Origin of the sequence: Streptomyces sp. NPDC015220, from assembly GCF_043079345.1 — a bacterium.
Classification (GTDB): domain Bacteria; phylum Actinomycetota; class Actinomycetes; order Streptomycetales; family Streptomycetaceae; genus Streptomyces.
The window spans coordinates 103152-128827 of record NZ_JBIBUK010000021.1 but is presented as its reverse complement, the minus strand read 5'-3'; the positions used below and the strand labels follow the sequence as shown (position 1 = coordinate 128827).

The window sequence follows — 25676 nt, the reverse complement described above, 5'->3', positions numbered from 1 at the left end:
CCTTGTGGGGGGTTTTTGGGGGGGGGGGGGGGGGGCCCCCGGGGGGGGGGGGGCCCCGGGGGGGGGGCCGGGGGGGGGGGGGGGGGGCCCCCCCCCCCCCCCCCCGCCCGTCGCCGTTCTGTCTACCCGTGGGTAGCATCCTGGCCATGGCAGACACGCAGCAGGTTGACCCCAAGGCCGAGCGCAAGGCGGCCCGACTCGCCCAGCGCATCGGCTCATTCTCCAAGGCCCACGGCGGCGCCGAGGGGCAGGTCGCGTACATCGGGCAGCGCGGCGCCCGCATCGTCCTGGTGGGCGAGGACGGAGCCTGGGGCGACATCGTCGCCCCCACGTACGCCATCGCCGAGCAGGCGGTGGAGAAGTCCGGGATCACCGTCCACGAGTCCTTCGACGGCGAGTTCGCCGCAAAGGTGAGGACCGGTCCGTACGAGTGGAGCCGCATGGCCGGAATCCAGCTCGGCGGCCCGGCCAACGGCTGAACCGGGGCAGATCCGAGTCGAGGGGCGCGCGGCGCCGGGCTGGCGGCACGGCCTCGGGGACCGGCGGTACGGCCTCGGCGCGAGCGTCCGGGGACGGGTCCGGGCGCCGGCGCCTCCGTGGCCGAGGTCCGGCGCCCGAGGGCCCGCCCGTGGCGGGCACCGCCCGCTTCGGTACCGGGACCGGCCTGGCGCTACGCCGTCGGCGCCCCCGCCGTCCGGGCCGCTGCCGCACCGCCGTGTGCGTCCTGCGTCGGGGTTCTCCGCTCAGGCGGCTCCCGGACGCTGTCCGGTCCGCACGCGGTGGCGGCCCGGCTGTTCCGGGCGGCACCGGGCCGGGGTGCCCGACCTGGGGCGCCGAGGGCGCCCGGTCGCCGGGCGGCGGAGCGGGTCGCCACGGGCGACGCCCGGACGGGTGTGGGCGGGGGAGTGAACCCGGGGCGAACGAGCCCGTACAGCCTGGGGCGAACGAGCCGGTGTGAGCTCCGGTGCGCGACCGGAGTGGCCGGTGCGCGACCGGAGTGGGCCGCGGGACGCGGAAGCCGGTGGGCCCACGCGGCGCGGGAGTCGGCGTGACCGCGGGGCGCGTGAGCCGGTGTGCGCCCGGGCCGGCTACGCCTTGGCCAGCTCCGCCTCGGCGGACGACTCCGTCGGCTCGGCCGCGGACGTGGGCCGCTCGCGCAGCGACAGCAGCACGCGCAGCACCCCGATCCACATCACGCACGAGCCCAGCATGTGCAGGGCGACCAGGGCCTCCGGGAGATGCGTGAAGTACTGCACATAGCCGATCACACCCTGGCCGAGCAGGATCAGGAACAGGTCCCGCGTGCGGTCCAGCGGTCCCTTCGGGGCGTCGACGGCCTTGAGGACGAACCACAGGGCGAACGTCAGCGTCACCACGATCCAGGCCAGCACCGCGTGCAGCTTGGCGACCGTCTCCCAGTCCAGCGGGATGCGCTCGACCGCTGCGGAGTCGCCGGCGTGCGGGCCCGCCCCGGTCACCACCGTGCCCACCGCGATCAGCAGCACGCTCGCCACCACCAGGAACCACACCAACTGCTGCACCGCCTTGCCGACCAGCGGGCGCGGGGCGGTGTCGCCCTCGCGGGTGCGCTGCCACATCACCGTGGCGACCGCGATCAGCGCGGTGGACAGCAGGAAGTGCGCGGCCACGGTGTACGGGTTCAGGCCGACGAGGACCACGATGCCGCCGAGCACGGCGTTGCCCATGACGATCCAGAACTGCAGCCAGCCCAGCCGGGTCAGGCCGCGCCGCCACGGCTTCTCGGAGCGCGCGGCGATGATCGCCCAGCCGACGACGGCGCACAGCACGTACGTCAGCATGCGGTTGCCGAACTCGATCACCCCGTGGAAGCCCATGGCCCGGGTGGTGGTCAGCGAGTTGTCGGTGCAGGTCGGCCAGGTCGGACAGCCGAGGCCCGAGCCGGTCAGGCGCACGGCGCCGCCGGTCACGACGATGACGACCGCCATGGCGAGCGCGGCGAGGGCCGCCCGCTGGACGGTCCGCGGCCGCGGGGTCCAGCGTTCGGCGATGAAGGCGAGCGGGTTGCGCGCGGCGGACAGGACGTCGGCGCGGGTCAGGTTCGGCACGCGTTCCATCGTAGGCCGCCGCTTGTGCACACTTTCACGAGGGTCCATGGGGTGTCTGCCGTCCCTACTCCCAGCGGAAGAACTTCCCGGCGGCGGCCAGTCCCACGACCGCCCACACGGCGAGGATCCCGAGGTCGCCCCACGGCATGCCGGCGCCGTGCTGCAGCACGTCCCGCAGCCCGTCGGACAGGGCCGAGACGGGCAGCAGCCCGAGCACGTCCTGGGCGCCGGAGGGGAACTTGTCCAGCGGGACGATCACTCCGCCGCCGACGAGCAGCAGCAGGAAGACCAGGTTGGCGGCGGCGAGCGTGGCCTCCGCCTTCAGCGTCCCGGCCATCAGCAGCCCCAGCCCGGAGAAGGCGGCCGTCCCGATGACGAGCAGCACGAGCACGGCGAGCGGGTTGCCGTGCGGCGACCAGCCGAGCGCGAAGGCGATCACGGTCAGCAGGACGACCTGCAGCACCTCGGTCACCAGTACCGACGCGGTCTTGGCGGTCATCAGTCCCCAGCGGGGCAGCGGCGAGGACGCCAGCCGTTTGAGCACGCCGTAGCGCCGTTCGAAGCCGGTGGCGATGGCCTGTCCGGTGAACGCCGTCGACATCACCGCGAGCGCCAGGACGCCCGGGGTGAGGAAGTCCACGGCCTTGCCCGCGCCGGTGTCCACGATGTCGACCGAGCTGAACAGCACCAGCAGCAGCGTGGGGATGACGACGGTGAGCAGCAGCTGCTCGCCGTTGCGCAGCAGCATCCTGGTCTCCAGCGCCGCCTGCGCCGCGATCATGCGGGGCAGCGGGGCCGCGCCGGGCTTCGGCGCGTACGTGCCGGTGGCGGTGGTCACGAGCGCGGCTCCTCGCCCCGGCGGGTCTGCGTGTGGACCGGTTTCATGAGCGCAGCTCCTTGCCCGTCAGTTCCAAGAACACATCCTCCAGAGTGTGCCGCTCCACGGAGATGCGGTCCGGCATCACCCCGTGCTGCGCGCACCACGACGTCACCGTGGCCAGCAGCTGCGGGTCGACCTTGCCGACGACCCGGTAGGCGCCGGGCGTCAGCTCCGCGGCGGAGGAGTCGGTGGGCAGCGCCTTGAGGAGGGAGGCGACGTCGAGGCCGGGGCGGCCGGTGAAGCGCAGGGTGTTCTCCGCGCCGCCGCGGCACAGCTCCTCCGGGGAGCCCTGCGCGACGACCCGGCCCGCGTCGACGATCGCGACGTCGTCGGCGAGCTGCTCGGCCTCTTCCATGTAGTGCGTGGTGAGGATCACGGACACGCCGTCCGCGCGCAGGTCGCGCACCAGGTCCCAGGTGGCCCGGCGGGCCTGCGGGTCCAGTCCGGCGGTCGGCTCGTCCAGGAACACCAGCTCGGGGCGGCCGACCACGGCCATGGCGAGCGCGAGCCGCTGCTGCTGCCCGCCGGACAGCCGGCGGTAGCTCGTCCGCCCGCAGCCGCCCAGTCCCAGCCGCTCGATCAGGGCGTCCACGTCCAGCGGGTGGGCGTGCAGCCGGGCGACGTGGCGCAGCATCTCGTCGGCCCGGGCGCCGGAGTACACGCCCCCGGACTGGAGCATCACCCCGATCCGGGGCCGCAGCTCGGCGGAGTGCCGCACGGGGTCGAGGCCCAGGACGCGCACCGTGCCGGAGTCCGGCCTCCGGTACCCCTCGCAGATCTCGACCGTCGTCGTCTTGCCGGCGCCGTTGGGGCCGAGTACGGCGGTCACGCCCGCCCGGGCCACCAGGTCGAGGCCGTCCACCGCGGTCTTCGTGCCGTACCGCTTCACCAGGGCCTGGACCTCGATGACGGGGTGCGGCGCGAAGCGTCTCGGCGAGGGATGGTGGTCGGGAGACGGGCGGGCGGGCTCACTTCGCATGGCTCCAGAGTCTAGGGACGTGCCGGGCGGCTCAGGCGGCCGGGTGCGGGAAGTCGTCCTCCCGTGGCCGGTGCACCGCGAGCCACCGCTGGGCGTACGCCACCGCGTCCGCCACGGGGAACAGCCGCGCGTCGGCGGCGCCCACCCGCCCCCGGACGACCGGCCGGTCGCGTTCGAAGTCGTGCCCGAGCTCGTCGAACCGGTCGGAGGTGATGGACACCTCGGTCACCACCTGCCAGCCGTGCGGCCCCGGCCGCCCGTCCTGGACCAGCGGCGCGGGGATCCGGTACTCGGCCAGGTGGAAGCAGGTGCAGGAGTCGTACCCGGCGCCCAGCAGCAGCACCCGGGCGTCCGCGGCCTCCAGCCTGGCGAGCGGGCTGCGCTCGCCGAGCCGGCAGTCGACGGCGTGTCCGTCGACGAGGTCGGCGGCGCGCGGCCCGAGGGCCGCGAACGACGCCGTCGGATGCGCGCTGCGCCGTGCGCCCGGCCAGGTGCGCACGGTCTCGGGGATCACTCCGACGCCGTGCACGGGGGTGGTCCTCGGGTCGTAGGCGGGCATCGTGGCCCGGATGGTGTCCCACCACTCCCTCGGCACCGGAGGACGGCTCCACCGCGCGGGGTCGGAGAGGTGGCCCGAGTGGGTGGGGACGACGAGCGTGCCCTTGGGACCGAGGGCGTCGAGCAGGCCCTGGACGACCGCGACGGGGCCGCCGCAGACCCAGCCGAGCGAACTGAGGGAGGAGTGGACGAGCAAAATCTCGCCGGGACGTACGCCGAGGCCGCGCAGGGCTTCGGCGACCGTGTCCCGGGTGACGAGCGGGCCGGTCGGCGGGGTGGTGGACATGGTCGGGCAGTCTGTCGCAGGGCCCCGGCGAGCGCCACCCGCCCGATGCGGCCGGATGATCGATCAAAGATCGTTTCCGCAGGTGGGATTAGGTTCACCTAAGTGATGCAGGGCACCGCTCGACCGGATCAAGGCCGCTTGTCAGTCCCGGAGGAATTACGCAACAATGGCGTTGTGAAAAACGTCGGCGAGGCTCGGGAGACCCCCATGGGGGCCGCTCAGGAGGAGTCCGCGACCGGTGAGCGTTCGACGCGCAACCGGGTCGCGCGGTCCATCCTGGACCACGGCCCGTCGACCGTCGCCGAGCTGGCCGGACGGCTGGGACTGACCCAGGCGGCCGTGCGGCGCCACCTGGACGCCCTGGTCGCCGAGCGGGTGGTGGAGGCGCGCGAGCGGCGGGTCTACGGGACGCGTACGCGCGGCCGGCCCGCGAAGGTCTTCGCGCTCACCGACTGCGGCCGGGACGCCTTCGACCAGTCGTACGACAAGCTCGCGGCGGACGCGCTGCGCTGGATCGCCGAGCGGGAGGGCGGCCAGGACGCGGTCGCCGCCTTCGCCCGGGCCCGGATCGCCGCGCAGGCGGGCGCCTACCGCGAGGCGATCGAGGCCGCCGGCCCGGACGAACGCGCCGAAGCGCTGGCCAAGGCCCTGAGCGTGGACGGGTACGCTGCTACGGCGCGCAGCGCGCCCCTCCCGCACAAGGGCGAGCAGCTCTGCCAGCACCACTGCCCGGTGGCGCACGTGGCGGAACAGTTCCCGCAGCTGTGCGAGGCGGAGACGGAGATCTTCGCCGAACTGCTCGGCACCCACGTCCAGCGACTGGCGACCATCGCGCACGGCGACGGCGTCTGCACGACGTTCATCCCCCAGATTTCCACTGACGCATCTGCAAGCAAGGCCGGGAGGAACCCCGCATGACTCTCCCCACGGAGACTGCTCACCCCGAACTCGAGGGCCTGGGCAACTACGAATACGGCTGGGCCGACTCCGACGAGGCCGGTGCCTCCGCCAGGCGCGGTCTGGACGAGGAGGTCGTCCGGGACATCTCCGCCAAGAAGTCCGAGCCGGAGTGGATGACCAAGCTGCGCCTCAAGGGCCTGCGCCTGTTCGAGAAGAAGCCCATGCCCAACTGGGGCTCGGACCTGTCGGGCATCGACTTCGACAACATCAAGTACTTCGTCCGCTCCACCGAGAAGCAGGCGGAGTCCTGGGAGGACCTGCCCGAGGACATCAAGAACACCTACGACAAGCTGGGCATCCCCGAGGCGGAGAAGCAGCGCCTCGTCGCCGGTGTCGCCGCCCAGTACGAGTCGGAGGTGGTCTACCACCAGATCCGCGAGGACCTGGAGGAGCAGGGCGTCATCTTCCTGGACACCGACACCGCCCTCAAGGAGCACCCGGAGCTCTTCAAGGAGTACTTCGGCACGGTCATCCCGGTCGGCGACAACAAGTTCGCGTCGCTGAACACCGCCGTGTGGTCGGGCGGCTCCTTCATCTACGTCCCGCCGGGCGTCCACGTGGAGATCCCGCTCCAGGCCTACTTCCGCATCAACACGGAGAACATGGGCCAGTTCGAGCGGACCCTGATCATCGTCGACGAGGGCGCCTACGTGCACTACGTCGAGGGCTGCACCGCGCCGATCTACAAGTCGGACTCGCTGCACTCCGCGGTGGTCGAGATCATCGTCAAGAAGAACGCCCGCTGCCGTTACACGACCATCCAGAACTGGTCGAACAACGTCTACAACCTGGTCACCAAGCGCGCCGTGGCCTACGAGGGCGCGACCATGGAGTGGATCGACGGCAACATCGGCTCCAAGGTGACGATGAAGTACCCGGCCGTCTACCTGATGGGCGAGCACGCCAAGGGCGAGACCCTGTCCATCGCCTTCGCCGGCGAGGGACAGCACCAGGACGCCGGTTCCAAGATGGTCCACATGGCGCCGAACACCTCGTCCAACATCGTCTCCAAGTCGGTGGCGCGCGGCGGTGGCCGCACCTCCTACCGCGGCTTGGTCGAGATCGGCGAGGGCGCCGCGGGCTCCAAGTCCAACGTGCTCTGCGACGCGCTGCTCGTCGACACCATCTCCCGCTCCGACACCTACCCCTACGTGGACGTCCGCGAGGACGACGTGTCCATGGGCCACGAGGCGACGGTCTCCAAGGTCTCCGAGGACCAGCTCTTCTATCTGATGAGCCGCGGCCTGACCGAGTTCGAGGCGATGGCGATGATCGTGCGCGGCTTCGTCGAGCCGATCGCCAAGGAGCTGCCCATGGAGTACGCCCTGGAGCTCAACCGGCTGATCGAGCTGCAGATGGAGGGCGCGGTCGGTTAAGCACCGGCCCGGGCCGGAGGCGACTCCGGCCCGCCGTCCCCGTCAAGCCCTTACGCAACGGAAAGCGAGCATTACGACAGCCATGGCTGAGGCTCAGAACATCCCCGTGGGTTCGACCACCGCGGGCCAGATCGCGGTGGCCGCCGAGTCGACCGTCGCCACGCGCATGAGCGCGCCGCCCTCGTTCGACGTGGCGGACTTCCCGGTCCCGCACGGCCGCGAGGAGGAGTGGCGGTTCACCCCGCTGGACCGGCTGCGCGGTCTGCACGACGGCACCGCGGCCGCCACCGGCGGCGTGAAGGTGGACGTCCAGGCGCCCGAGGGCGTGAGCGTCGAGACCGTCGGCCGCGACGACGCGCGGCTCCGCAGGGCCGGCGCCCCGGTGGACCGCGTCGCCGCCCAGGCCTACTCCGCCTTCGAGCAGGCCTCGGTCGTGACCGTCCCCAAGGAGACCGTCCTCACCGAGCCGATCCGCATCGCGGTGCACGGCGAGGGCGGCACGGCCTACGGCCACCAGGTCATCGAACTCGGGGCCTTCGCCGAGGCCGTCGTCGTCATCGACCACACCGGTGACGCGGTGCTCGCCGCCAACGTCGACTACCTCCTGGGCGACGGCGCCAAGCTGACCGTCGTCTCCGTCCAGGACTGGGACGACAAGGCCGTGCACGTGGCCCAGCACAACGCCCTCGTCGGCCGGGACGCCTCCCTGAAGTCGGTCGTCGTCACCTTCGGCGGTGACCTGGTCCGGCTGCACCCGCGGGTGAACTACGCCGGCCCCGGCGGCGAGGTCGAGATGTTCGGCCTGTACTTCACCGACGCCGGCCAGCACCAGGAGCACCGGCTCTTCGTCGACCACAACACCCCGCACTGCAAGTCGAACGTCGTCTACAAGGGCGCCCTCCAGGGCGACGACGCGCACGCCGTGTGGATCGGCGACGTGCTCATCGAGGCCGCGGCCGAGGGCACCGACACCTACGAGATGAACCGCAACCTGGTGCTGACCGACGGCGCCCGGGTCGACTCCGTGCCCAACCTGGAGATCGAGACCGGCGAGATCGTCGGCGCCGGACACGCCTCCGCCACCGGCCGCTTCGACGACGAGCAGCTCTTCTACCTGATGTCCCGCGGCATCCCGCAGCACGATGCCCGCCGCCTCGTCGTCCGGGGCTTCTTCGCCGAACTGGTCCAGCAGATCGGTGTCGCCGACATCGAGGAGCGCCTGCTCGCCCGGATCGAGGAGGAGCTGGAGGCGTCGGTCGCATGAGCGGTGCCTTTGTACGCGTCTGCGGGCTGAGCGAGCTGGAGGAGGACACCCCGAAGCGGGTGGAACTCGACGGCACGCCCATCTCCGTGGTGCACACCGAGGGCGAGGTGTTCGCGATCCACGACATCTGCTCGCACGCGAACGTCTCGCTGGCCGAGGGCGAGGTCGACGACTGCCACATCGAGTGCTGGCTGCACGGCTCGCGCTTCGACCTCCGCTCCGGCAAGCCCGACAGTCTTCCGGCGACGCGTCCCGTCCCCGTATACCCCGTAAAGATCGAAGGGGACGACGTGCTCGTCTCCCTCTCCCAGGAGTCCTGAGGCACCCATGGCAACGCTTGAAATCCGAGACCTGCACGTCACCGTCGAGGCCGACAACGCCACGAAGGAGATCCTCAAGGGCGTCGACCTCACCGTGAAGCAGGGCGAGACGCACGCCATCATGGGCCCCAACGGCTCGGGCAAGTCGACCCTCGCCTACTCGCTCGCGGGTCACCCCAAGTACACGATCACCGGCGGCACCGTCACCCTCGACGGCGAGGACGTCCTGGAGATGTCCGTCGACGAGCGCGCCCGCGCCGGCCTGTTCCTGGCGATGCAGTACCCGGTCGAGGTCCCCGGCGTCTCGGTCTCCAACTTCCTGCGCACCTCCGCCACCGCCATCCGCGGCGAGGCCCCCAAGCTGCGCACCTGGGTGAAGGAGGTCAAGGAGACCATGGAGCGGCTCCACATGGACCCCTCCTTCGCCGAGCGCAACGTCAACGAGGGCTTCTCCGGCGGTGAGAAGAAGCGCCACGAGATCCTCCAGCTGGAACTGCTCAAGCCGAAGGTCGCGATCCTCGACGAGACGGACTCCGGCCTGGACGTCGACGCCCTGCGGATCGTCTCCGAGGGCGTGAACCGCGTCCGCGAGACCGGTGAGGTCGGCACCCTGCTGATCACGCACTACACGCGCATCCTGCGCTACATCAAGCCCGACCACGTCCACGTGTTCGCCGGCGGCCGCATCGTCGAGTCCGGCGGCGCCGAGCTCGCGGACAAGCTGGAGAACGAGGGCTACGAGGCATACGTGAAGGGTGGCGCATCCGCGTGACACAGCTGCCGGGCCTCCTCGACACCGAGGCGATCCGCAAGGACTTCCCGATCCTGGACCGCGTGGTCCACGACGGGAGGAAACTCGTCTACCTCGACAACGCGGCCACCTCGCAGACCCCGCGCCAGGTCATCGACGTCCTGGACGAGTACTACGAGCAGCACAACGCCAACGTCCACCGCGGCGTGCACGTGCTCGCCGAGGAGGCCACGGCGCTGTACGAGGGCGCGCGCGACAAGGTCGCCGCGTTCATCAACGCGCCGAGCCGCGACGAGGTGATCTTCACCAAGAACGCCTCCGAGTCGCTCAACCTCGTGGCGAACATGCTGGGCTGGGCCGACGAGCCCTACCGGGTGGACCACGAGACCGAGATCGTCATCACGGAGATGGAGCACCACTCCAACATCGTCCCCTGGCAGCTGCTGGCGCAGCGCACGGGCGCGAAGCTGAAGTGGTTCGGGCTGACCGACGACGGCCGGCTCGACCTGTCCAACCTCGACGAGGTCATCACGGAGAAGACGAAGATCGTCTCCTTCGTGCTGGTGTCCAACATCCTCGGCACCCTCAACCCGGTCGAGGCGATAGTCCGCCGCGCCCAGGAGGTCGGCGCCCTGGTCTGCGTCGACGCCTCGCAGGCCGCCCCGCACATGCCGCTGGACGTGCAGGCCCTGCAGGCCGACTTCGTCGCCTTCACCGGCCACAAGATGTGCGGCCCGACCGGCATCGGCGTGCTCTGGGGCCGCCAGGAGCTGCTGGAGGACCTGCCTCCGTTCCTCGGCGGCGGCGAGATGATCGAGACCGTGTCGATGCACTCCTCGACGTACGCCCCGGCGCCGCACAAGTTCGAGGCGGGCACCCCGCCGATCGCGCAGGCGGTCGGTCTGGGCGCGGCGATCGACTACCTCGACTCGATCGGCATGGACAAGATCCTCGCCCATGAGCACGCGCTCACCGAGTACGCGGTGAAGCGGCTGGCACAGGTCCCCGACCTGCGCATCATCGGCCCGACCACGGCCGAGGACCGGGGCGCGGCCATCTCCTTCACGCTCGGTGACATCCACCCGCACGACGTGGGCCAGGTCCTCGACGAGCAGGGCATCGCGGTGCGCGTGGGCCACCACTGCGCGCGGCCCGTCTGCCTGCGCTACGGAATTCCTGCGACCACGCGAGCGTCGTTCTATCTGTACTCCACCCCGGCCGAGATCGACGCCCTGGTCGACGGCCTGGAGCACGTACGGAACTTCTTCGGCTGACGGGACGGGACGAGCGATCGCATGAAGCTGGACTCCATGTACCAGGAAGTCATCCTGGACCACTACAAGCACCCGCACGGGCGCGGTCTGCGGGATGGCGACGCCGAGGTGCACCACGTGAACCCGACGTGCGGCGACGAGATCACCCTTCGTGTGAAGTACGACGGCACGAAGATCGAGGACGTCTCGTACGAGGGCCAGGGCTGCTCCATCAGCCAGGCCTCGGCCTCCGTGCTCAACGAACTCCTCGTCGGCAGGGAACTCGCCGACGCGCAGAGGATCCAGGAGACCTTCCTGGAGCTGATGCAGTCCAAGGGGAAGATCGAGCCCGACGACGCGATGGAGGAGGTCCTGGAGGACGCGGTCGCGTTCGCCGGGGTGTCCAAGTATCCGGCCCGGGTCAAGTGCGCCCTGCTGAGCTGGATGGCCTGGAAGGACGCGACGGCCCAGGCGCTGGACGGCGCCGACGCCGAAAGGAAGACCGCATGAGCGAGACCGTGGAGACCAAGCCGGCCTCGGAGGAAGAGCTCCGCGAGGCCCTGATGGACGTCGTCGACCCCGAGCTGGGCATCGACGTCGTCAACCTGGGCCTGATCTACGGCATCCACGTCGACGAGGCGAACATCGCCACCGTCGACATGACCCTGACGTCGGCGGCCTGCCCGCTGACGGACGTGATCGAGGACCAGGCCAAGTCCGCCACCGACGGCCTCGTCAACGAGCTGCGCATCAACTGGGTCTGGATGCCGCCGTGGGGCCCGGACAAGATCACGGACGACGGCCGCGAGCAGCTGCGCGCGCTCGGCTTCAACGTCTGAGGCACGGGCAGCGGCGCAAGCCGCCGAAGCCGCACGGGAAACGGCGAGGTCCGACACGGACCTCGCCGTTTCCCGTGCCGCCGCCGGCCCGCCGCGGCGTTGTGTACGCCCGTACACAACGCTGGCTACGCTGCCCGGCATGGGATACGTGATGCTCGCCGGAGCCATAGCCGCCGAAGTCGCCGCCACGACCGCCATGAAGTACAGCGAGGGCTTCAGCAGACTCGGCCCCTCGCTGCTCACCCTCCTCGGGTACGTCGTGTCCTTCCTGCTGCTCGCGCAGACCCTGAAAAGCGTGTCCATCGGCACCGCCTACGCCATCTGGTCCGGGGCCGGCACCGCGGCGGTGGCCGCGATCGGGCTGGTGCTGTTCGGGGAGGGGCTGAACGCGGCCAGGATCGCCGGGCTCGCGCTGATCATCGGCGGAGTGGTGGTGCTGAACCTCGGCGGTGCCCACTGATGCCCCGCCGGCACGACCCCGGCCGGCGGCAGCGGATCATCGACGCGGCGATCCGGGTGGTCGGCCGCAAGGGGATCGCCGGGCTGAGCCACCGCTCGGTCGCGGCGGAGGCCGAGGTGCCGCTGGGCTCCACGACCTACCACTTCGCCACCCTCGACGAACTGATGGTCGCGGCGCTGCGGCAGGCCGACGAGGGCTTCGACCGGGTGATCGCCGCCCGCGACGGCCTGACCGACCCGCACACCGACCTCGCCGGTGAACTCGCGGGCGCCATGGGGGAGTGGCTCGGGGGCGACCGCGCCGGGGTGGAGCTGGAGTACGAGCTCTACCTCGCAGCCCTGCGCCGCCCCGTCCTGCGCCCCGTCGCCGCCGAATGGGCCGACCGCCTCGCCGGCCTGCTGGCCCGCCGCACCGACCCGGTCACCGCCCGGGCGCTGGTCGCCCTGGTCGACGGCATCTGCCTCCAGGTGCTGCTGACCGGAACGCCGTACGACCCGGGCTACGCGCGCGAGGTACTGGCCCGGGTCCTCGCGCCGGGCGCGCCCCCGCCCCCGCCCGCGTAGACGGCCGCGCGGGCGGGGGCGGGGGCGAGGCGGTGGCAGGCGTGGGACACCCCGCTCGGGCAGGCCGCCCGGACGGGACGGCGGGCCCGCTCCGGCGGACCGACCGCGGGGTGCGGGGACGGGGGGACGGGCCACCCGCCCGCCACCTGAGACGGGCGCCGTACCGGTTCGCCCGTGTCGGCACCCTCACGTTAGGTTTCCCCTATGACCGACACGACTGCTCCCCGCACCACCGGCGCCGTGGCCGCCGGCCTCGCCACGATCGCCTCCGACGGAACCGTCCTCGACACCTGGTTCCCCGCGCCCGAACTCACGGACGAGCCCGGCCCGGCCGGCACCGAACGGCTGTCCGCCGAGCGCGCCGCGGAGCTGCTCGGCGGCGGCGCCACCGCGGCGATCGGGCCGGACGCCCGCCGGGGCGTCGAGGTGGTCGCGGTCCGCACGGTCATCGCCTCGCTCGACGAGAAGCCGATCGACGCGCACGACGTCTACCTGCGCCTGCACCTGCTCTCCCACCGGCTGGTCAAGCCGCACGGCCAGAACCTGGACGGCATCTTCGGCTTCCTGGCCAACGTCGCCTGGACCTCCCTCGGCCCGGTCGCCGTCGACGACCTGGAGAAGGTGCGCCTCAACGCCCGCGCCGAGGGCCTGCACCTGCAGGTGACGTCCGTCGACAAGTTCCCGCGGATGACGGACTACGTGGCTCCCCAGGGCGTCCGGATCGCCGACGCCGACCGGGTCCGGCTCGGCGCGCACCTCGCCGAGGGCACCACCGTGATGCACGAGGGCTTCGTCAACTTCAACGCGGGCACCCTGGGCACCTCCATGGTCGAGGGCCGTATCTCCGCCGGTGTCGTGGTCGGCGACGGCTCGGACATCGGTGGCGGCGCCTCCACCATGGGCACGCTCTCCGGCGGCGGCAACGTGATCATCTCCATCGGCGAGCGCTGTCTGATCGGCGCCGAGGCGGGCGTGGGCATCGCGCTCGGCGACGAGTGCGTCGTCGAGGCCGGTCTGTACGTCACCGCGGGCACCCGTGTCACCATGCCCGACGGCCAGATCGTCAAGGCCCGCGAACTCTCCGGCGCCTCCAACATCCTCTTCCGCCGCAACTCGGTCACCGGCGCCGTCGAGGCCCGCCCGAACAACGCGGTCTGGGGCGGCCTGAACGAGATCCTGCACAGCCACAACTGATCAACGACGGCCGCCGTGACCCGCGGTCGCCTCCTCGACCGACGCTGCGACCTGCTGCCGAGCCGTAGGCACTCGTCGACGTCGGTCACCGGTGAGCGCCCTTCCACGTCCCGAGGACGGCCCGGGAGGGCGCTCGTGCGTCAGAGGCGGTCCGTCATCAGACCGGCCGCCCACTCCGCCAGGGTGGTGAAGTCGGTCTCGCGCATGCCGAGTCGCGGGTTCACGTGGTGCAGCAGCGCGGGCGCGGGGTGCCGGGCGGCGGTGTACTCGGTGTCCGCCGGACTCTGCTCGTCGTCCACCCAGGCGAAGGGACGGCCCGCCGCGTACGTCACGATCGCCTCGGTCTTCCAGTGGACCAGGTCGGGCCGGACCGCGAGCAGGCCCGTGCCGAAGTCGACGTAGGGCAGTTCGGGCAGGCCGACGACCGGGGCGATCCAGCGGTTCGCCGCGTCCATCCAGGTCGTGGCCCAGCACAGGTCGTATCCGAGCCCCAGCAGGGCCGGGCCGTGCGAGGGGTTCAGCCGGACCCGCAGCGCCCGGCCCGGGTGCAGGGCGACGTGGATCGTCGTGTACCCGCGCGGGGGCCGCTCCGGCTCGGCGGCCCACGGGTTGAGGGGGCCGTCGACGTCGAGGAACAGCAGCGGACGGCTCATCAGGCCACCGTACGGCACGGGCGGGCCGGTGGCGAGGTGCTGCCGGCCCCGCCCGTACGTCAGCGCGCCACCAGCCGCTCGTACGCCGCCAGCAGCGCGTCGACCGTCTCCCGGCCGGCGGGGAGCAGCGGCGCGCGGACCGGACCCGCGGGGAGTCCGAGCGCGTTCAGCAGGCCCTTGACGGTGACGGTGCCGGGCAGTCCCGCGCACATCAGCAACTCGATGAGCTCGGTGGCCCGTTGCTGCGACCTGGCCGCCCCCGCGGTGTCACCCGCGTCGAACGCGTCCAGCACGGCGCGCAGTTGGCCGGGCACGACGTTCGCGACCGTGCTGACGTATCCGGCGCCGCCGACCGCGTAGAGGGCGAGGTTGTGCTCGTCGCAGCCCGCGTAGAACGCCAACTCGGTGCGCGCCAGCAGCTTCTGGACGCCGAGGAAGTCGTACGAGCAGTCCTTGACCGCGACGATCCGGGGGTGCTCGGCCAGCCGCAGCAGGGTGTCCGGCTCGATGCGGGTGCCGGTGCGGCCGGGGATGTCGTACAGGACGACCGGCAGGCAGGAGGCGTCCGCGACGGTACGGAAGTGCGCCTCGACCGCGTCCTGCGGCGGCCTGCTGTAGTAGGGCGTGACCACCAGCACCGCGTCGGCGCCCGCCTTCTGCGCCGCCAGGGCGAGTTCGACGGTCCGCGGGGTGTCGGCCGTGCCCACGCCCGCGACGATCGGGACGCGGTCGCCCACCGCCTCGCGCACGGCCCGGATCAGCTCGGCCTTCTCGGTGTCCGTCGTGGTCGGCGACTCGCCCGTCGTGCCGCTGAGCACCAGACCGTCGCACCCCTCGGCCACCAGCCGGCCCGCGAGCCGTTGGGCCCCGTCCAGGTCGAGGTGGCCGGACCCGGCCGTGAAGGGCGTGACCATGGCACACAGGGCCCGGCCGAAGGGCGGAGCGGGCGCTGGGGAGGGAGTGGCGGCAGCCGCCTCGGTCGTCGTCATGACGGTAGTGTCGGCGGGCCGACGGTGAAGCTCCACTTAAATCCGCTACGGGGTATTCATAAGCGATACTGGAGGAACGGTGCCCTGTGTCCAAATGGGCCGTTCTGGGCCACCATGGGCATGAGGTCACCGACCGGCAGCTCATGGGAGGCGTCATGAAGCTCGGCAAGGCACTGGCCACCGGAGTCGCGGAGGAGCGGCAGCGGCCGCGGACCGAGGAGCGGGCCCCCGGACGTCCCGCGCGGACCGAGGCGGAGGCCCGGACGGAGATCCGGGAGGCACCGCGGGCCACCGCGACCGAAGAGGTCCCGGCCGCCCGATGAGGCTGCGGCTGCCGACGGAACACCCGGCGGAGCCGCCGACCGGCTACAAGATCGCCCACCCGGTGCTGTCCCAGGACGGCACCCGGACCGGCTTCACCGGAGTGTCGCTCGGCGGCGCGCTCCCGTACGGCGTCGTCGCCGACGCGGCCTGCGTCTACGGCCGGCGGCACCGGCCGCCCGCCCGGCTGTGCGACTGCGGCTTCCACTGCGTGCACGACCGCGCCGTCGCGGAGGAACTGCTCTGCACGGCCGAGCACCGGGACGCCGTGCTCCTGGAGGTCACCGTCCTCGGCGCCTACATCCGCTTCGAGCGCGGCTTCCGCTACGCCCGGCAGCGGGTGCGGAGGGCGACGGTCGGACCGTGCGGCTGCGGCGCGCCCGCCGTGGCGCTGGCCGACGCGGGCTGGGGCAGGTCAGGCCGGCGGGCGCTGGCCGCCGCGTGCGGGGGCTGCGTGCGCGGCCGCCGGTCCGTGACGCTCGCCGATTTCGCCCGGCTGGCCGGTGAGGGGCTACGGGTCGTGGCCGCCTCCCCGGGGCCGCCGGCAGCCGAGGACGGCGTCCCCGGGGAGCAGCCGGGCGTGCGCGGGGCGCCGGGTGCGCCCGACGGCCTCGGCGTGCCCGCAACGCCGAGCGTCCCCGAACTGGTCGCGGAGGCGGCGCTGTTGCAGGCCCGGCTCGACTGGTTCCAGACCCAGCTGGCCAGGCTGGGGGAGCGCGGGCCGGGCAGTCCGGGAGCTCCGGGCCGGGGATGAGGGGCGTGCCCGGTGACCCCGGCGTGGGCCCGGTGGTGCGGTCGGGCCTGGCCGCGGCCGGGCGTGGCGGACCGCCCCGGCCGGGGCGGCGGGGCGACGGCCGGGTCTGCGGCCGGGTCGGCCGGGGCGGCACGGGCCCGCGCCGGGGTAGCCGGGGCGTCGCGGGGTACCCGGTAGTTCCGGACCGAGAGGAGGCGGGACACCGTGACCGGGACCATCGATGCCAGGCCAGTGGTGCGCGACGAGCGCCACCTGGTGGCCGACCGCCCGGCGGGCGACCACTCGGTGGGCGAACTCGTCCACCAGGCCACGGAACAGATCTCCCTGCTGGTGCGGCAGGAGGCGGCCCTCGCCAAGGAGGAGCTGACCGCGAAGGGCAGGCGCATGGGGCGCGGCGGCGGGCTGCTGGGCGCCGCGGGCGCCGTCGCCTACGTCGGGCTGTTCGCGCTCGCCGGCACGGGTGTCGCCGCGCTCTCGCTGGTACTGCCGGTGTGGGCGTCGGCGCTCATCGTGACGGGTGTGCTGTTCGCGATCGCGGGCCTGCTGGCGATGACCGGCCGCGTCGAGCTGCGCCGCGCCGGGCCGCCCACGCCGGAGCAGACGCTGGGCAGTGTCAGGGCGGACGTCGAGGAGATCAAGGAAAGGGCGCACCACCGATGACGGACAGGACGCAGGGGGCGGGCGGCGGGGCGACCCACGCCGTCGGCGCGAAGGGCCCCGACGAACTGCGGCAGCAGATCGAGCAGACCAGGAGCCAACTCGGCGACACGGTCGAGGAGCTGGCCGCGAAGGCGGACGTCAAGGGCCGTGCGAAGGCCCGCGCGGCCGATCTGCGGGACAAGGCCGGCGCGATGACGGTGCAGCTGCGCAGCACCGCGGCGCAGGCCGGGCACCGCGTTCAGGAGCGGACGGCCGAGGCGGGGCACCGGGCACAGGAGAAGGCGCAGCGGGCCGGGCACACGGCCGGGGACTCGGTGCGGCGGCCGGTGAGCGGCGCCGTGCGGACCTGCCGGAGCCACCCGCGCCAGACGATCGCGGGCGCGGTCGGCGTGATGGTGGTCGTGGCCGGGATCGCCGGGCTGATGGTGCGCCGCCGCAGGGGCTGAGCCCGACGCCCGGACGCGGCACGCCCCGGCCGGGCAGAGCAGGAGGCCGCCCCACCCGTCAGGTGGGGCGGCCTCCTGTTGCGCGGCTTCCGCGCCTCACGGTGCGGTCCCGAGGGGGCCCGGCCGGGGGCCGAAGGGCCGCCCCGTGAACGGACGACGCGGCCGACGGGAGGCCGCGGGGCGGCCGTCCGCGCGCAGGGTCGCGCGGACGGCCGGCGGGCGCCGGTGACGGGTCCTACGGGCGGAACCGCAGCACCTGCGGGTCGTGGTCGCTGATCTGGTCGTGGAACTCCGAGTTGATGTGCACGCTGTCGTACTCGAAGCCGTCGCCGCGCCGGATCGACGGGCTGATCAGGATCTGGTCCAGGACCTGCTGGTTGCCCTGGTAGTCGTAGGTGTAACGCTCGCTCTTGGGCAGCGACTTGATCGCCGACCACAGCTCGCCGTCGCCCTCGAGGATCTGCGCGGTGCCGGAGAACTCGAAGTCGTTCATGTCGCCGAGCGCGATGACGTCCGCGTTCTTCTGGACCTTCAGGATGTCCTTGACGAAGGAGTTCACCTCGGCGGCCTGGAGGTGGCGCTGGATCTCCGAGCTGCGCGCCGGCGGCTGGTACTGCGAGGTCAACCCCTGGTCGCCGCCCTTGGAGGCGAAGTGGTTGGCGATCACGATGACCGTACGGCCACGGAAGACGAACTCGCCGGCCAGCGGCTTGCGGCTGGACTTCCACGCGTCGCTCGTCGGGTCGATCCGGCCGGGCGAGACCGTCAGGGCCGCCTTGCCGCGCACCCTGGTGACGCCGACGGCGGTGGTGGAGTCGCCGCCCGGGCGGTCGGTGAAGGAGACCCGGGCCGGATTGAACAGGAAGGCCTGCCGGATGTTGCCGCCGGGCTCGCCGCCGTCCTGGTCGTTGACCGGGTTGATCGAGCGCCACTCGTACCGGGGGCCGCCGGCCGCGACGATCGCGTCGATCAGCTCGGTCATCGTCCGGGTCGCGTCGACCGTGCCGTCGTCGGTGGCGCCGTTGTCGTCCTGGATCTCCTCCAGGGACACGATGTCGGGCGACCGGAGGTTGTGCACGATCGCGTCGGCGTGGGCGGCGAAGGTCGAGTCGGACGGGTCGAGGTTCTCCACGTTGTACGTGGCGACCGCGAGCTCGCCGGGCGACTGCCCGGCGGTCGTCTCGCGCTCCAGGCCAGCGCTCCGCAGCGCGCCGAGCTGCCCGGCGACCAGCGTGTAGCCGCCGTACTGGTTGTAGTCCAGCGGGCCGGTGGTGGCGCCGGCGAGGGTGTCGCCGACGTTCGCGACGGGGAAGTCGGCGGTGGAGCCCAGCGACTGGACCTGGAGCCGGCCGGTGTTCTGGGAGTCGTAGGAGCCGTACACCGTGCCGCCGCGGCGGGAGGCGTTCTCGTGCGGCTTCACGGTGACCCACAGCTCGCTGTACGGGTCGGTGGCGGTGACCACCCGGGCGTCGGTGATCTGGACGTTCATGCCCTCGAGGGACTCGTAGTGGTCCAGGGCGTACTGGGCGGGGCGCAGCGGCAGGCCGTTGACGGAGCCGCCCGCGGCCGGGTCGCCCGCCGGGGTGTACGCGGCCGGCACCGACTTCGCGTCGACGACGACCGGAGCCGGCACCGCGTTGCCGCTCGACAGGACGGTGACCGTCGGCTTGGTGAGCTCCGTGATCGACTGGTTGCCGGAGGAGGCGCCGCCCGGCACGAACTCCGAGACCGTGCCGGTCACCGTCACCGAGTCGCCCACGGCGACCTTCGGGGCGGAGCTGGTGAAGACGAAGACGCCCTCGCTGGTGGCCGGGTCGGCGTCCGGGTTCGGGTCCTGCATCCAGAAGCCCTTGGACGAGCCGTAGCCGCGCACGCCGGTGACGATTCCGGCCACGTCCGTGACCTTCTGCCCGGCGTACGGGGATATCCGGGTGGTGCCCTGGATGTCGTGGATGCGCACGGAGTCCGCGTGCGCGGGCGCGGTGAACAGGATCGTGGACGCCGCGGAACACACGGCGGCGACGGTCAGCGCGGCGAGACGCGCGGAAGACTTGCTCGGCAACGGAAATCCCTCCGGGGACGTGACAAGCGCCGGGACGAGGGTGGAACGGGTGGCGCTGTGGCAACGCGCGTAGAAAGAGAGCGCGGTGCACGGCCGCCGCCCTGTTTCTACGCGCGTCAATCTCCTGCGCGTTCAGGCCGGTTGTCAAGGTTTCGGCCATGTACGGAGCCTGACGGGGAGATGAACCGGGCGGCATGGGTGGAAATCCGTCTAGGCTGAGCGGTTGAGTCGTAAGGCTTCCAGGCCCGCCGGGTTCAGATCCCCCGGGCCTCCAGGTCCGCTAGGAGAACCAGCCGATGTCAGACAGGTCCCCGTTCCCGCCGGTGCGGCTCGCTTCCGAACCGGAGCTGGCCCGGGACGCCCTCGCCGCCCCGCTGCTCGCGCGTGCCGCCCGGCTCGCCCGCTGGGCCGGACCCGGCACGCGAATCGACGCCGGCGGCGCGCTGGTGGAGGAGCAACTGCCCGCCGCCGCCGAGGTGCTGGGGCTGAGCGGCGACGACGCGGCCGCGCTGGCGAGCGAGGCCTGGCGCACCGCCGTCGACACCGGTCTCGTGGAGATCGTCGACGAGGACGAGGGCGCCGTCGAGGCCGGAGCGGATCTGCGCCTGCTGACCGGCGGTTCGCCGCACGACGTGCTCACGGTGTGGCTGACCGCGCTGGACGCCGTGCTGGCCGACGCGAGCGTGCCCGACCTGGAGGGGCTGATCGACGCGATGGACGAGGGCGGCGCGGTCGACCTCTCCGCGCTGGACTGGGACCCGCAGGCCGAGGCGGACTTCCTCGACGGTGTGCTCGCCAACCTGTACCTGCTCACCGTGGGCGAGGACGGTCCCGGCGGCGACCCGGTGCCGCTGCCCGCGCTCGCCGCCTCCATGATCGTGCCCAGCGACATGGGCGAGCCCACCAACGACATACTGCAGCAGGTCTCCGACGCGATGATGCGGCTGGACGACCAGTTCCGGCTGCTGGAGCCGACCGGGCTCGTCGAGTACCGCCCGGTGGACGAGGCGCTGCTCGTCGACGCCGAGGAGGCCGACGCCGCCGAGGAGACCGCGGCCGAGCCGTCGGCAGCGGTCGACGACGCGGACGTCAGCCGCTACGGCATGGTGCGGCTCACCCCGCTCGGGCTGTACGGGATGCGCGCCCGGCTGCTGGACGCCGGCCACGAGGCCCCGGTGGTCGGCGACCTCGCGGACAAGGGCGCGGACGCGCTGCTCGACGGCACCGCCGCCTTCCCGCCGGCGGCCTCCCACGCCGAGACCGAGCAGTGGCTGGCGCGCCGAGACCCCCTGGCCGCGGCCGCCGAGCTGCTGGCCGCGGCGCGGGGTACGGACCCCGGGGCCCCGCTGCGGCGGCTGCGCTGCCAGCAGGCGCTGTCCCTGGTGGGCGCCGTGGCCGAACCGGCGCTGCGCGAGGTGCTCGACGACCGCGAGCTCGGCGGCCTGGCCCGGGTCTGGCTGACCGAGCGCGGTCTGGCCGACGTGCCGCCGCCGACCCAGGACATGGTCTTCTGGCTCACCATCGACACGGTGGCGGCCCAACTGGCCGCCGAGGGCGACTCCGCCGAGCTGCACGCCCTGGTGCAGGGCCTCGCGGAGCAGCACGGCGGCTTCTTCGCGGCGGCCTGGCGGGTGGACCACCCGCAGACGGCGGACGTGCTGGAGGCGATGGGCCGGCTGCACCCGGACAAGCGCATCGCCAAGGAGGCGCGCAAGGCGGCCTTCAAGGCGCGGTCCGCCCACGGGGCCTGACGCCGTCCGCGAGCGGGCGGGCGGCCGCCCGAGGACGGGCCGCCGGCCGAGGACGGGCCGCCGGCCCGCCCAGGGACGGCCCGGGGTCGTCCGGGAACGGTTCCGGGCCGTCCCCGGACGGGCCGGGACCGGTGATCCAGGCTCGGGCGAGTGGGCCGTCCGGGGCGGGCCGGGACCGGTGATCCCCGCGCGGACGAGTGGGCCGTCCGGGGCGGGCCGGAGAGGATTCTCCGGGGTCCCGTGCGTGTCGTGTGGGGAGCGCTTTGCACATCCCATACGGATTCATGAAAGGGGGACCGGTGCCGTCGGCCGGCGTTCAGCTCCCGTTCAGGCTCGGGCGGGACGGTTTCGCCGGACCGAGGTCGCCACCCTCCACGGCAGCTCCCCTCTCACAGGAGACACCATGTCGCTCACCCGCAGGGACTTCGCCAGACAATCCGCGCTCACCGGCGCCGGGGTCGCCCTGGCAGGCAGCGTCGGCGCCCTCGCCACCGCGCCGAACGCCCTCGCCGCCTCGGACGCCGACGCCGCGGCGGGCGAACCGGGGGAGAGGCGCCACGGGGTCGGCTACGGCCCGCTGCGCCCCGACCCGAACGGCGTCCTCGCCCTGCCGGCCGGCTTCTCGTACCGCATCGTCACCTACAGCGGGCGGACGAAGCTGGAATCGGGCGAGTTCACCCCGTCCAACCACGACGGCACCGCCACCTTCGAGGGCCCGCGCGGCGCCGTCCTCCTGGTCAACAACCACGAGCTGAAGGGTCCGCGGTCCGGCTGGCCGCATCCCGTCCCGCTCGCCGAGGGCCTGGTCTACGATCCGGCCGCCTCCGGTGGCTGCACCGTGGTCGAGGTGCGTCGCGACCACGTCGCCGAGTGGGTCGGCATCGCCGGCACCTCCACCAACTGCGCCGGCGGCAGCACTCCGTGGGGCACCTGGCTGACCTGCGAGGAGACCGAGGACAAGGCCGGCCAGAACGGCATGACCAAGGACCACGGCTACGTCTTCGAGGTCGATCCGGAGGACCGCCGCGCCAACCGGAACCCCCGGCCGGTCAAGGCGCTGGGCCGCTACGCCCACGAGGCGGTCGTCGTCGACCCCAGGCGCGGCCACCTCTACCTGACCGAGGACGCCTCGGGGCCCAACGGCCTGCTCTACCGCTGGACGCCGCCGGAGGGTTTCCGGCACGGCCGCGGCCGGCTGCGCGCCCTCGCCGACGACGCCGGTGTGCTCCAGGCGTTCAAGTGCTTCGACTCCGGCGGCCGGTTCGTCGACGACCTCTCCCGCGCGACGCGGATCGGCACGGTGTACGGCGTCGACTGGACCGACGTCCCGGACCGTGACGCGAAGAAGACCTCCGTGCGCAAGCAGTTCACGGCCGGCCAGGTCACCCGCGCCCGCAAGCTGGAGGGCATGTGGTGGGGCGACGGCGGGGCCTACATCGTCTCCTCCTACGCCCGCGAGGAGAGCCCGGCGCAGCACGACGGCCAGGTCTGGTTCTACGACCCCAAGCGCCGCACGCTGACGCTGAAGGTGCTGCTGGGCGTCAACACCGACCCCTCGAAGGACGGCGCCTTCGACGGACCCGACAACATCACCGTCTCCCCCTACGGCGGCCTCGTCATCGCCGAGGACGGCGATGGCGTCCAGCACCTGTTCGGCGCCACCGAGAGCGGCCGCACCTACCCGATCGCCCGCAACGAGCTGAACATCGGTACCGAGGAGGAGCCGGAGTACAGCGAGTTCACGGGCGTCACCTTCTCGCCCGACGGCCAGACCCTGTTCGCCAACATCCAGGAGCCGGGCATCATGCTGGCGATCACCGGCCCCTGGAAGCGGCAGCGACGCTGACCGCTCCTGGTCCGCCCCTCGCGGTGCGGGCCGGCCCCGGTCCCTACCGGCCCCGGTCCCGCACCGGCACGGCGCCCTGACGGCGCCTCGCGGTGGACGGCGGCCCGGGGACCCGCCCGTCTCAGGCGCCGCAGCCGGACGGAGTGCGGGTCCGGCCGGGCGGGGCGCCCCCGGGTGACGGGGGCGCCCCGGCCGCCGTGGCGCCGACTACAGCGCCTGCGCCGCCGGCTTCACCATGTTCCGTACCGTGCGGGCCTTGACGAAGTCGCCCATGGCCGTCATCTCCCACTCGCCGGAGAACTGCCGGATGAGCTTGGCCATCATCACGCCGGTCTGGGCCTCGGCGTGGGTGAGGTCGAAGCGGACCAGTTCCTCGCCGGTGGCGGCGTCGAGGAGACGGCAGTAGGCCTTGGCGACATCGGTGAACTTCTGGCCGGAGAAGGAGTTCACGGTGAACACCAGGCCGCTCACCTCCTGCGGCAGCCGTCCGAGGTCGACCACGATGACCTCGTCGTCGCCGGCGCCCTCGCCCGTGAGGTTGTCGCCGGAGTGCTTGACCGCGCCGTTCAGGATGGACAGCTTGCCGAAATAGCAGCTGTCGATGTGGTTGCGCTGCGGGCCGTAGGCGATGACCGAGGCGTCCAGGTCGATGTCCGCGCCGCGGTACGCCGGCTCCCAGCCGAGCCCCATCTTCACCTGGGACAGCAGCGGGCGGCCGCCCTTGACCAGGGAGACGGTCTGGTTCTTCTGGAGGCTGACCCGGCCCTTGTCCAGGTTGACCTTGCCGGTGCCGGGGGCCGGTGCGGCGGCGGCCGGCGGGGCCGGGGGAGCGGCCGGGGCCTGCCGGGCGGCCTGGGGCGGCGTCGCGGGCGGCGGCGGAGTCGTGGGCCGCGGCGGGGCGGCCGGGGCGGGCGCGGGCTCCTCGACGCTCACCCCGAAGTCGGTCGCGATGCCCGCGAGCCCGTCGGCGTATCCCTGGCCGACGGCCCGCGCCTTCCACCGGCCGCCGCGCAGATAGATCTCCACGACCACCAGCGCGGTCTCCGTGCCCAGCCGCGGCGGCGTGAACGTGGCCAGCGCCGAGCCGTCGTCGGCGTCGCGGATGGTGGCCGTGGGCTCGATGCCCTGGAAGGTCTGCCCGGCGGCGTCCGGACTGGCGGTGACCACGATCTTCTCGATGCCCGGCGGCACGGCGGCCGTGTCCACGGTGATCGCGTCCGGCGCGCTGCCGCCGCCCGAGCGATAGGTCACGCCCGGTCCGGTCGGCTGGTTGTAGAAGATGAAGTCGTCGTCGGAGCGCACCTTGCCGTCGGCGGTGAGCAGCAGGCCCGAAACGTCGAGCCGCACGGGAGCGGCCACGTCCACCGTCACGCGCGCGGCGTCGAGAGGGATGTTCGAGCCAGGGGTCATAGCTGTCATGTGGGAGGTAACGAACGAGGCCGCTTTACCGTTCCCTTACCTGCCGAACGGGTGAGGGGGCCCGCCGCGCCGTTCGGCGGGTCAGTACGGCCAGATCGGCGGGTCGGTCACGAAGTGGCCGCCCAGGTAGGCGTGCGCCTCGTCGTCCGGGTCCAGTTCGCCCTGCTCGGCGACGAGCTTCGCGGCGTACGGCTCGGAGTCGTCCCGCGGCTCGTAGCCGAGTGCCCGCGCGCTGGTCAGGTCCCACCACAGGCGGGTGTTGGCGGAGGAGCCGTAGACGACGGTGTGGCCGACGCGCTCGGCGGTCAGGGCGGCGTGGAAGAGGCGGGCGCCGTCGGCGGGGCTCATCCACACCGAGAGCATGCGGACGCTGGTCGGCTCCGGGAAGCAGGAGCCGATGCGCACCGAGACGGTCTCCAGGCCGTGCTTGTCCCAGTAGAGCTGGGCCAGGTCCTCCCCGAAGGACTTCGACAGCCCGTAGAAGGTGTCGGGGCGGCGCGGGGTGTCGACCGGGATCAGCGGGTCCTCGCCGCGCGGCCGCGGGGTGTGGCCGACCGCGTGGTTGGAGGAGGCGAAGACAATCCGGCCGACGCCCTCCTCGCGGGCCGCCTCGTACAGGTTGTACGTCCCCTCGATGTTGGCCTTGAGGATCTTCTCGAACGGAGCTTCCAGGGAGATGCCCGCGAGGTGGATGATCGCGTCGACGCCCCGGACCGCCTCGCGCAGCGCCGCCCGGTCGCAGAGGTCGGCGGTGACGGCGTCGGGCTCGCCCTCGACGGGCCGCAGGTCGAGGAGGCGCAGCGCGTAGCCGTACTCGGGCAGCAGGCCCCGCATCAGGGTGCCGAGCCCGCCGGCGGCGCCGGTGAGCAGAACGGTGCGGGGAGCGGGCATCCTCGGTCTCCTAGCGTCGAACAGCCGCATGCGTGGACGACATTCACATGTATGGACAAGCTAAGGACGAGACGGCGGCCCGTCAAGTGTGTCGTACGGGCGTGAGATCCGCTG

At 72.7% G+C, this 25676-nt stretch carries 27 protein-coding genes; 18 read left to right on the top strand and 9 right to left on the bottom strand.

Annotation, left to right across the window (positions count from 1 at the left end):
• The first annotated feature begins 146 nt into the window (after positions 1 to 146).
• Complete coding sequence (locus tag ACF061_RS30905; protein ID WP_392270308.1) at positions 147 to 479, top strand: hypothetical protein; 333 nt, start codon at positions 147 to 149, stop codon at positions 477 to 479.
• A 609-nt stretch (positions 480 to 1088) separates the two neighbouring features.
• Here ACF061_RS30905 and ACF061_RS30900 read toward each other — a convergent pair.
• The 4 genes from ACF061_RS30900 to ACF061_RS30885 form a co-directional block, all read right to left on the bottom strand.
• Positions 1089 to 2096 (bottom strand): heme A synthase, encoded by a 1008-nt coding sequence (locus ACF061_RS30900; RefSeq protein ID WP_392270307.1) that lies wholly within the window; start codon positions 2094 to 2096, stop codon positions 1089 to 1091.
• Positions 2097 to 2151: 55 nt separating this feature from the next.
• Entirely contained in the window at positions 2152 to 2868 is a 717-nt protein-coding gene (locus ACF061_RS30895; protein WP_392270311.1) for an ABC transporter permease, read from the bottom strand.
• 100 nt (positions 2869 to 2968) lie between these two features.
• Positions 2969 to 3946 (bottom strand): ABC transporter ATP-binding protein, encoded by a 978-nt coding sequence (locus ACF061_RS30890; protein ID WP_392270306.1) that lies wholly within the window; start codon positions 3944 to 3946, stop codon positions 2969 to 2971.
• Between the two features lie 31 nt (positions 3947 to 3977).
• Positions 3978 to 4790: an aminoglycoside N(3)-acetyltransferase gene (locus ACF061_RS30885; protein ID WP_392270305.1), complete on the bottom strand. Its 813-nt coding sequence runs from the start codon at positions 4788 to 4790 to the stop codon at positions 3978 to 3980.
• A 174-nt stretch (positions 4791 to 4964) separates the two neighbouring features.
• Between ACF061_RS30885 and ACF061_RS30880 the strand changes: the two genes are divergently transcribed.
• The 11 genes from ACF061_RS30880 (at position 4965) to dapD (ending at position 13770) form a co-directional block, all read left to right on the top strand.
• A complete protein-coding gene (locus ACF061_RS30880; protein ID WP_392270304.1) occupies positions 4965 to 5708 on the top strand; it encodes a helix-turn-helix transcriptional regulator in 744 nt (247 codons plus the stop codon).
• The gene (gene sufB / locus ACF061_RS30875) at positions 5705 to 7126 is read left to right on the top strand and encodes a Fe-S cluster assembly protein SufB (RefSeq protein WP_392270303.1); all 1422 of its coding nucleotides are present in this window, start codon (positions 5705 to 5707) and stop codon (positions 7124 to 7126) included. Before ACF061_RS30880 ends, sufB begins: the two co-directional genes overlap by 4 nt.
• Before the next feature lie 82 nt (positions 7127 to 7208).
• On the top strand, positions 7209 to 8390 hold the full coding sequence (gene sufD / locus ACF061_RS30870; protein ID WP_392270302.1) for a Fe-S cluster assembly protein SufD: 1182 nt from the start codon (positions 7209 to 7211) through the stop codon (positions 8388 to 8390).
• A complete protein-coding gene (locus tag ACF061_RS30865) occupies positions 8387 to 8710 on the top strand; it encodes a non-heme iron oxygenase ferredoxin subunit (protein WP_009187973.1) in 324 nt (107 codons plus the stop codon). Before sufD ends, ACF061_RS30865 begins: the two co-directional genes overlap by 4 nt.
• 7 nt (positions 8711 to 8717) lie before the next feature.
• Positions 8718 to 9482, top strand: coding sequence for a Fe-S cluster assembly ATPase SufC (gene sufC / locus ACF061_RS30860; RefSeq protein ID WP_053655105.1), 765 nt, complete (start codon positions 8718 to 8720; stop codon positions 9480 to 9482).
• A complete protein-coding gene (locus ACF061_RS30855) occupies positions 9479 to 10735 on the top strand; it encodes a cysteine desulfurase (protein WP_392270301.1) in 1257 nt (418 codons plus the stop codon). Before sufC ends, ACF061_RS30855 begins: the two co-directional genes overlap by 4 nt.
• Before the next feature lie 21 nt (positions 10736 to 10756).
• Positions 10757 to 11224 (top strand): Fe-S cluster assembly sulfur transfer protein SufU, encoded by a 468-nt coding sequence (gene sufU, locus ACF061_RS30850; RefSeq protein WP_392270300.1) that lies wholly within the window; start codon positions 10757 to 10759, stop codon positions 11222 to 11224.
• A complete protein-coding gene (locus ACF061_RS30845) occupies positions 11221 to 11553 on the top strand; it encodes a metal-sulfur cluster assembly factor (protein ID WP_362483411.1) in 333 nt (110 codons plus the stop codon). The genes sufU and ACF061_RS30845 overlap by 4 nt, the downstream gene beginning before the upstream one ends.
• A gap of 139 nt (positions 11554 to 11692) precedes the next feature.
• Positions 11693 to 12013 carry a DMT family transporter gene (locus tag ACF061_RS30840; protein WP_392270299.1) on the top strand — a complete coding sequence of 107 codons (321 nt, stop codon included), beginning with the start codon at positions 11693 to 11695 and terminating at the stop codon, positions 12011 to 12013.
• Positions 12013 to 12576 (top strand): TetR/AcrR family transcriptional regulator, encoded by a 564-nt coding sequence (locus ACF061_RS30835; protein WP_392270298.1) that lies wholly within the window; start codon positions 12013 to 12015, stop codon positions 12574 to 12576. Before ACF061_RS30840 ends, ACF061_RS30835 begins: the two co-directional genes overlap by 1 nt.
• Positions 12577 to 12780: 204 nt before the next feature.
• On the top strand, positions 12781 to 13770 hold the full coding sequence (gene dapD / locus ACF061_RS30830; protein WP_392270297.1) for a 2,3,4,5-tetrahydropyridine-2,6-dicarboxylate N-succinyltransferase: 990 nt from the start codon (positions 12781 to 12783) through the stop codon (positions 13768 to 13770).
• A 140-nt stretch (positions 13771 to 13910) separates the two neighbouring features.
• Here the strand turns inward: dapD and ACF061_RS30825 are convergent, their stop codons facing one another.
• A complete protein-coding gene (locus ACF061_RS30825; protein ID WP_392270296.1) occupies positions 13911 to 14423 on the bottom strand; it encodes a hypothetical protein in 513 nt (170 codons plus the stop codon).
• Between the two features lie 59 nt (positions 14424 to 14482).
• Complete coding sequence (gene dapA / locus ACF061_RS30820; RefSeq protein WP_392270295.1) at positions 14483 to 15412, bottom strand: 4-hydroxy-tetrahydrodipicolinate synthase; 930 nt, start codon at positions 15410 to 15412, stop codon at positions 14483 to 14485.
• An 86-nt stretch (positions 15413 to 15498) separates the two neighbouring features.
• Between dapA and ACF061_RS30815 the strand changes: the two genes are divergently transcribed.
• From ACF061_RS30815 to ACF061_RS30800, 4 genes are all read left to right on the top strand, one after another.
• Complete coding sequence (locus ACF061_RS30815; protein WP_392270294.1) at positions 15499 to 15735, top strand: hypothetical protein; 237 nt, start codon at positions 15499 to 15501, stop codon at positions 15733 to 15735.
• Positions 15732 to 16487: a hypothetical protein gene (locus tag ACF061_RS30810; protein ID WP_392270293.1), complete on the top strand. Its 756-nt coding sequence runs from the start codon at positions 15732 to 15734 to the stop codon at positions 16485 to 16487. Before ACF061_RS30815 ends, ACF061_RS30810 begins: the two co-directional genes overlap by 4 nt.
• 204 nt (positions 16488 to 16691) lie before the next feature.
• Entirely contained in the window at positions 16692 to 17147 is a 456-nt protein-coding gene (locus tag ACF061_RS30805; protein ID WP_392270292.1) for a phage holin family protein, read from the top strand.
• A complete protein-coding gene (locus tag ACF061_RS30800; protein WP_392270291.1) occupies positions 17144 to 17593 on the top strand; it encodes a DUF3618 domain-containing protein in 450 nt (149 codons plus the stop codon). Before ACF061_RS30805 ends, ACF061_RS30800 begins: the two co-directional genes overlap by 4 nt.
• 235 nt (positions 17594 to 17828) lie before the next feature.
• Here ACF061_RS30800 and ACF061_RS30795 read toward each other — a convergent pair whose 3' ends face one another.
• The gene (locus ACF061_RS30795; RefSeq protein ID WP_392270290.1) at positions 17829 to 19655 is read right to left on the bottom strand and encodes an endonuclease/exonuclease/phosphatase family protein; all 1827 of its coding nucleotides are present in this window, start codon (positions 19653 to 19655) and stop codon (positions 17829 to 17831) included.
• A gap of 296 nt (positions 19656 to 19951) precedes the next feature.
• Here ACF061_RS30795 and ACF061_RS30790 point away from each other — a divergent pair, with 296 nt between their 5' ends.
• Together ACF061_RS30790 and ACF061_RS30785 are read left to right on the top strand one after the other, a co-directional pair.
• Positions 19952 to 21406 (top strand): hypothetical protein, encoded by a 1455-nt coding sequence (locus ACF061_RS30790; RefSeq protein ID WP_392270289.1) that lies wholly within the window; start codon positions 19952 to 19954, stop codon positions 21404 to 21406.
• Positions 21407 to 21809: 403 nt separating this feature from the next.
• Positions 21810 to 23252: an alkaline phosphatase PhoX gene (locus ACF061_RS30785; protein ID WP_392270288.1), complete on the top strand. Its 1443-nt coding sequence runs from the start codon at positions 21810 to 21812 to the stop codon at positions 23250 to 23252.
• Between the two features lie 207 nt (positions 23253 to 23459).
• Here ACF061_RS30785 and ACF061_RS30780 read toward each other — a convergent pair whose 3' ends face one another.
• Both ACF061_RS30780 and ACF061_RS30775 read right to left on the bottom strand, forming a co-directional pair.
• A complete protein-coding gene (locus tag ACF061_RS30780) occupies positions 23460 to 24662 on the bottom strand; it encodes a TerD family protein (RefSeq protein ID WP_392270287.1) in 1203 nt (400 codons plus the stop codon).
• 90 nt (positions 24663 to 24752) lie between these two features.
• Complete coding sequence (locus ACF061_RS30775) at positions 24753 to 25562, bottom strand: NAD-dependent epimerase/dehydratase family protein (protein ID WP_392270286.1); 810 nt, start codon at positions 25560 to 25562, stop codon at positions 24753 to 24755.
• Positions 25563 to 25676 lie beyond the last annotated feature (114 nt).

Excerpts from the sequence above, each read along its gene's own strand:
- ACF061_RS30785 (WP_392270288.1), top strand. The coding sequence starts at position 21,810 with ATGTCGCTCACCCGCAGGGACTTCGCCAGACAATCCGCGCTCACCGGC.
- ACF061_RS30845 (WP_362483411.1), top strand. The coding sequence starts at position 11,221 with ATGAGCGAGACCGTGGAGACCAAGCCGGCCTCGGAGGAAGAGCTCCGC.
- ACF061_RS30905 (WP_392270308.1), top strand. The coding sequence starts at position 147 with ATGGCAGACACGCAGCAGGTTGACCCCAAGGCCGAGCGCAAGGCGGCC.
- ACF061_RS30885 (WP_392270305.1), bottom strand. The coding sequence starts at position 4,790 with ATGTCCACCACCCCGCCGACCGGCCCGCTCGTCACCCGGGACACGGTC.
- ACF061_RS30900 (WP_392270307.1), bottom strand. The coding sequence starts at position 2,096 with ATGGAACGCGTGCCGAACCTGACCCGCGCCGACGTCCTGTCCGCCGCG.
- dapA (WP_392270295.1), bottom strand. The coding sequence starts at position 15,412 with ATGACGACGACCGAGGCGGCTGCCGCCACTCCCTCCCCAGCGCCCGCT.
- ACF061_RS30800 (WP_392270291.1), top strand. The coding sequence starts at position 17,144 with ATGACGGACAGGACGCAGGGGGCGGGCGGCGGGGCGACCCACGCCGTC.
- ACF061_RS30790 (WP_392270289.1), top strand. The coding sequence starts at position 19,952 with ATGTCAGACAGGTCCCCGTTCCCGCCGGTGCGGCTCGCTTCCGAACCG.
- ACF061_RS30865 (WP_009187973.1), top strand. The coding sequence starts at position 8,387 with ATGAGCGGTGCCTTTGTACGCGTCTGCGGGCTGAGCGAGCTGGAGGAG.
- ACF061_RS30775 (WP_392270286.1), bottom strand. The coding sequence starts at position 25,562 with ATGCCCGCTCCCCGCACCGTTCTGCTCACCGGCGCCGCCGGCGGGCTC.
- ACF061_RS30780 (WP_392270287.1), bottom strand. The coding sequence starts at position 24,662 with ATGACCCCTGGCTCGAACATCCCTCTCGACGCCGCGCGCGTGACGGTG.
- sufB (WP_392270303.1), top strand. The coding sequence starts at position 5,705 with ATGACTCTCCCCACGGAGACTGCTCACCCCGAACTCGAGGGCCTGGGC.
- ACF061_RS30825 (WP_392270296.1), bottom strand. The coding sequence starts at position 14,423 with ATGAGCCGTCCGCTGCTGTTCCTCGACGTCGACGGCCCCCTCAACCCG.
- ACF061_RS30810 (WP_392270293.1), top strand. The coding sequence starts at position 15,732 with ATGAGGCTGCGGCTGCCGACGGAACACCCGGCGGAGCCGCCGACCGGC.
- ACF061_RS30895 (WP_392270311.1), bottom strand. The coding sequence starts at position 2,868 with ATGATCGCGGCGCAGGCGGCGCTGGAGACCAGGATGCTGCTGCGCAAC.
- sufD (WP_392270302.1), top strand. The coding sequence starts at position 7,209 with ATGGCTGAGGCTCAGAACATCCCCGTGGGTTCGACCACCGCGGGCCAG.
- sufC (WP_053655105.1), top strand. The coding sequence starts at position 8,718 with ATGGCAACGCTTGAAATCCGAGACCTGCACGTCACCGTCGAGGCCGAC.
- ACF061_RS30890 (WP_392270306.1), bottom strand. The coding sequence starts at position 3,946 with ATGCGAAGTGAGCCCGCCCGCCCGTCTCCCGACCACCATCCCTCGCCG.
- ACF061_RS30840 (WP_392270299.1), top strand. The coding sequence starts at position 11,693 with ATGGGATACGTGATGCTCGCCGGAGCCATAGCCGCCGAAGTCGCCGCC.
- dapD (WP_392270297.1), top strand. The coding sequence starts at position 12,781 with ATGACCGACACGACTGCTCCCCGCACCACCGGCGCCGTGGCCGCCGGC.
- sufU (WP_392270300.1), top strand. The coding sequence starts at position 10,757 with ATGAAGCTGGACTCCATGTACCAGGAAGTCATCCTGGACCACTACAAG.
- ACF061_RS30835 (WP_392270298.1), top strand. The coding sequence starts at position 12,013 with ATGCCCCGCCGGCACGACCCCGGCCGGCGGCAGCGGATCATCGACGCG.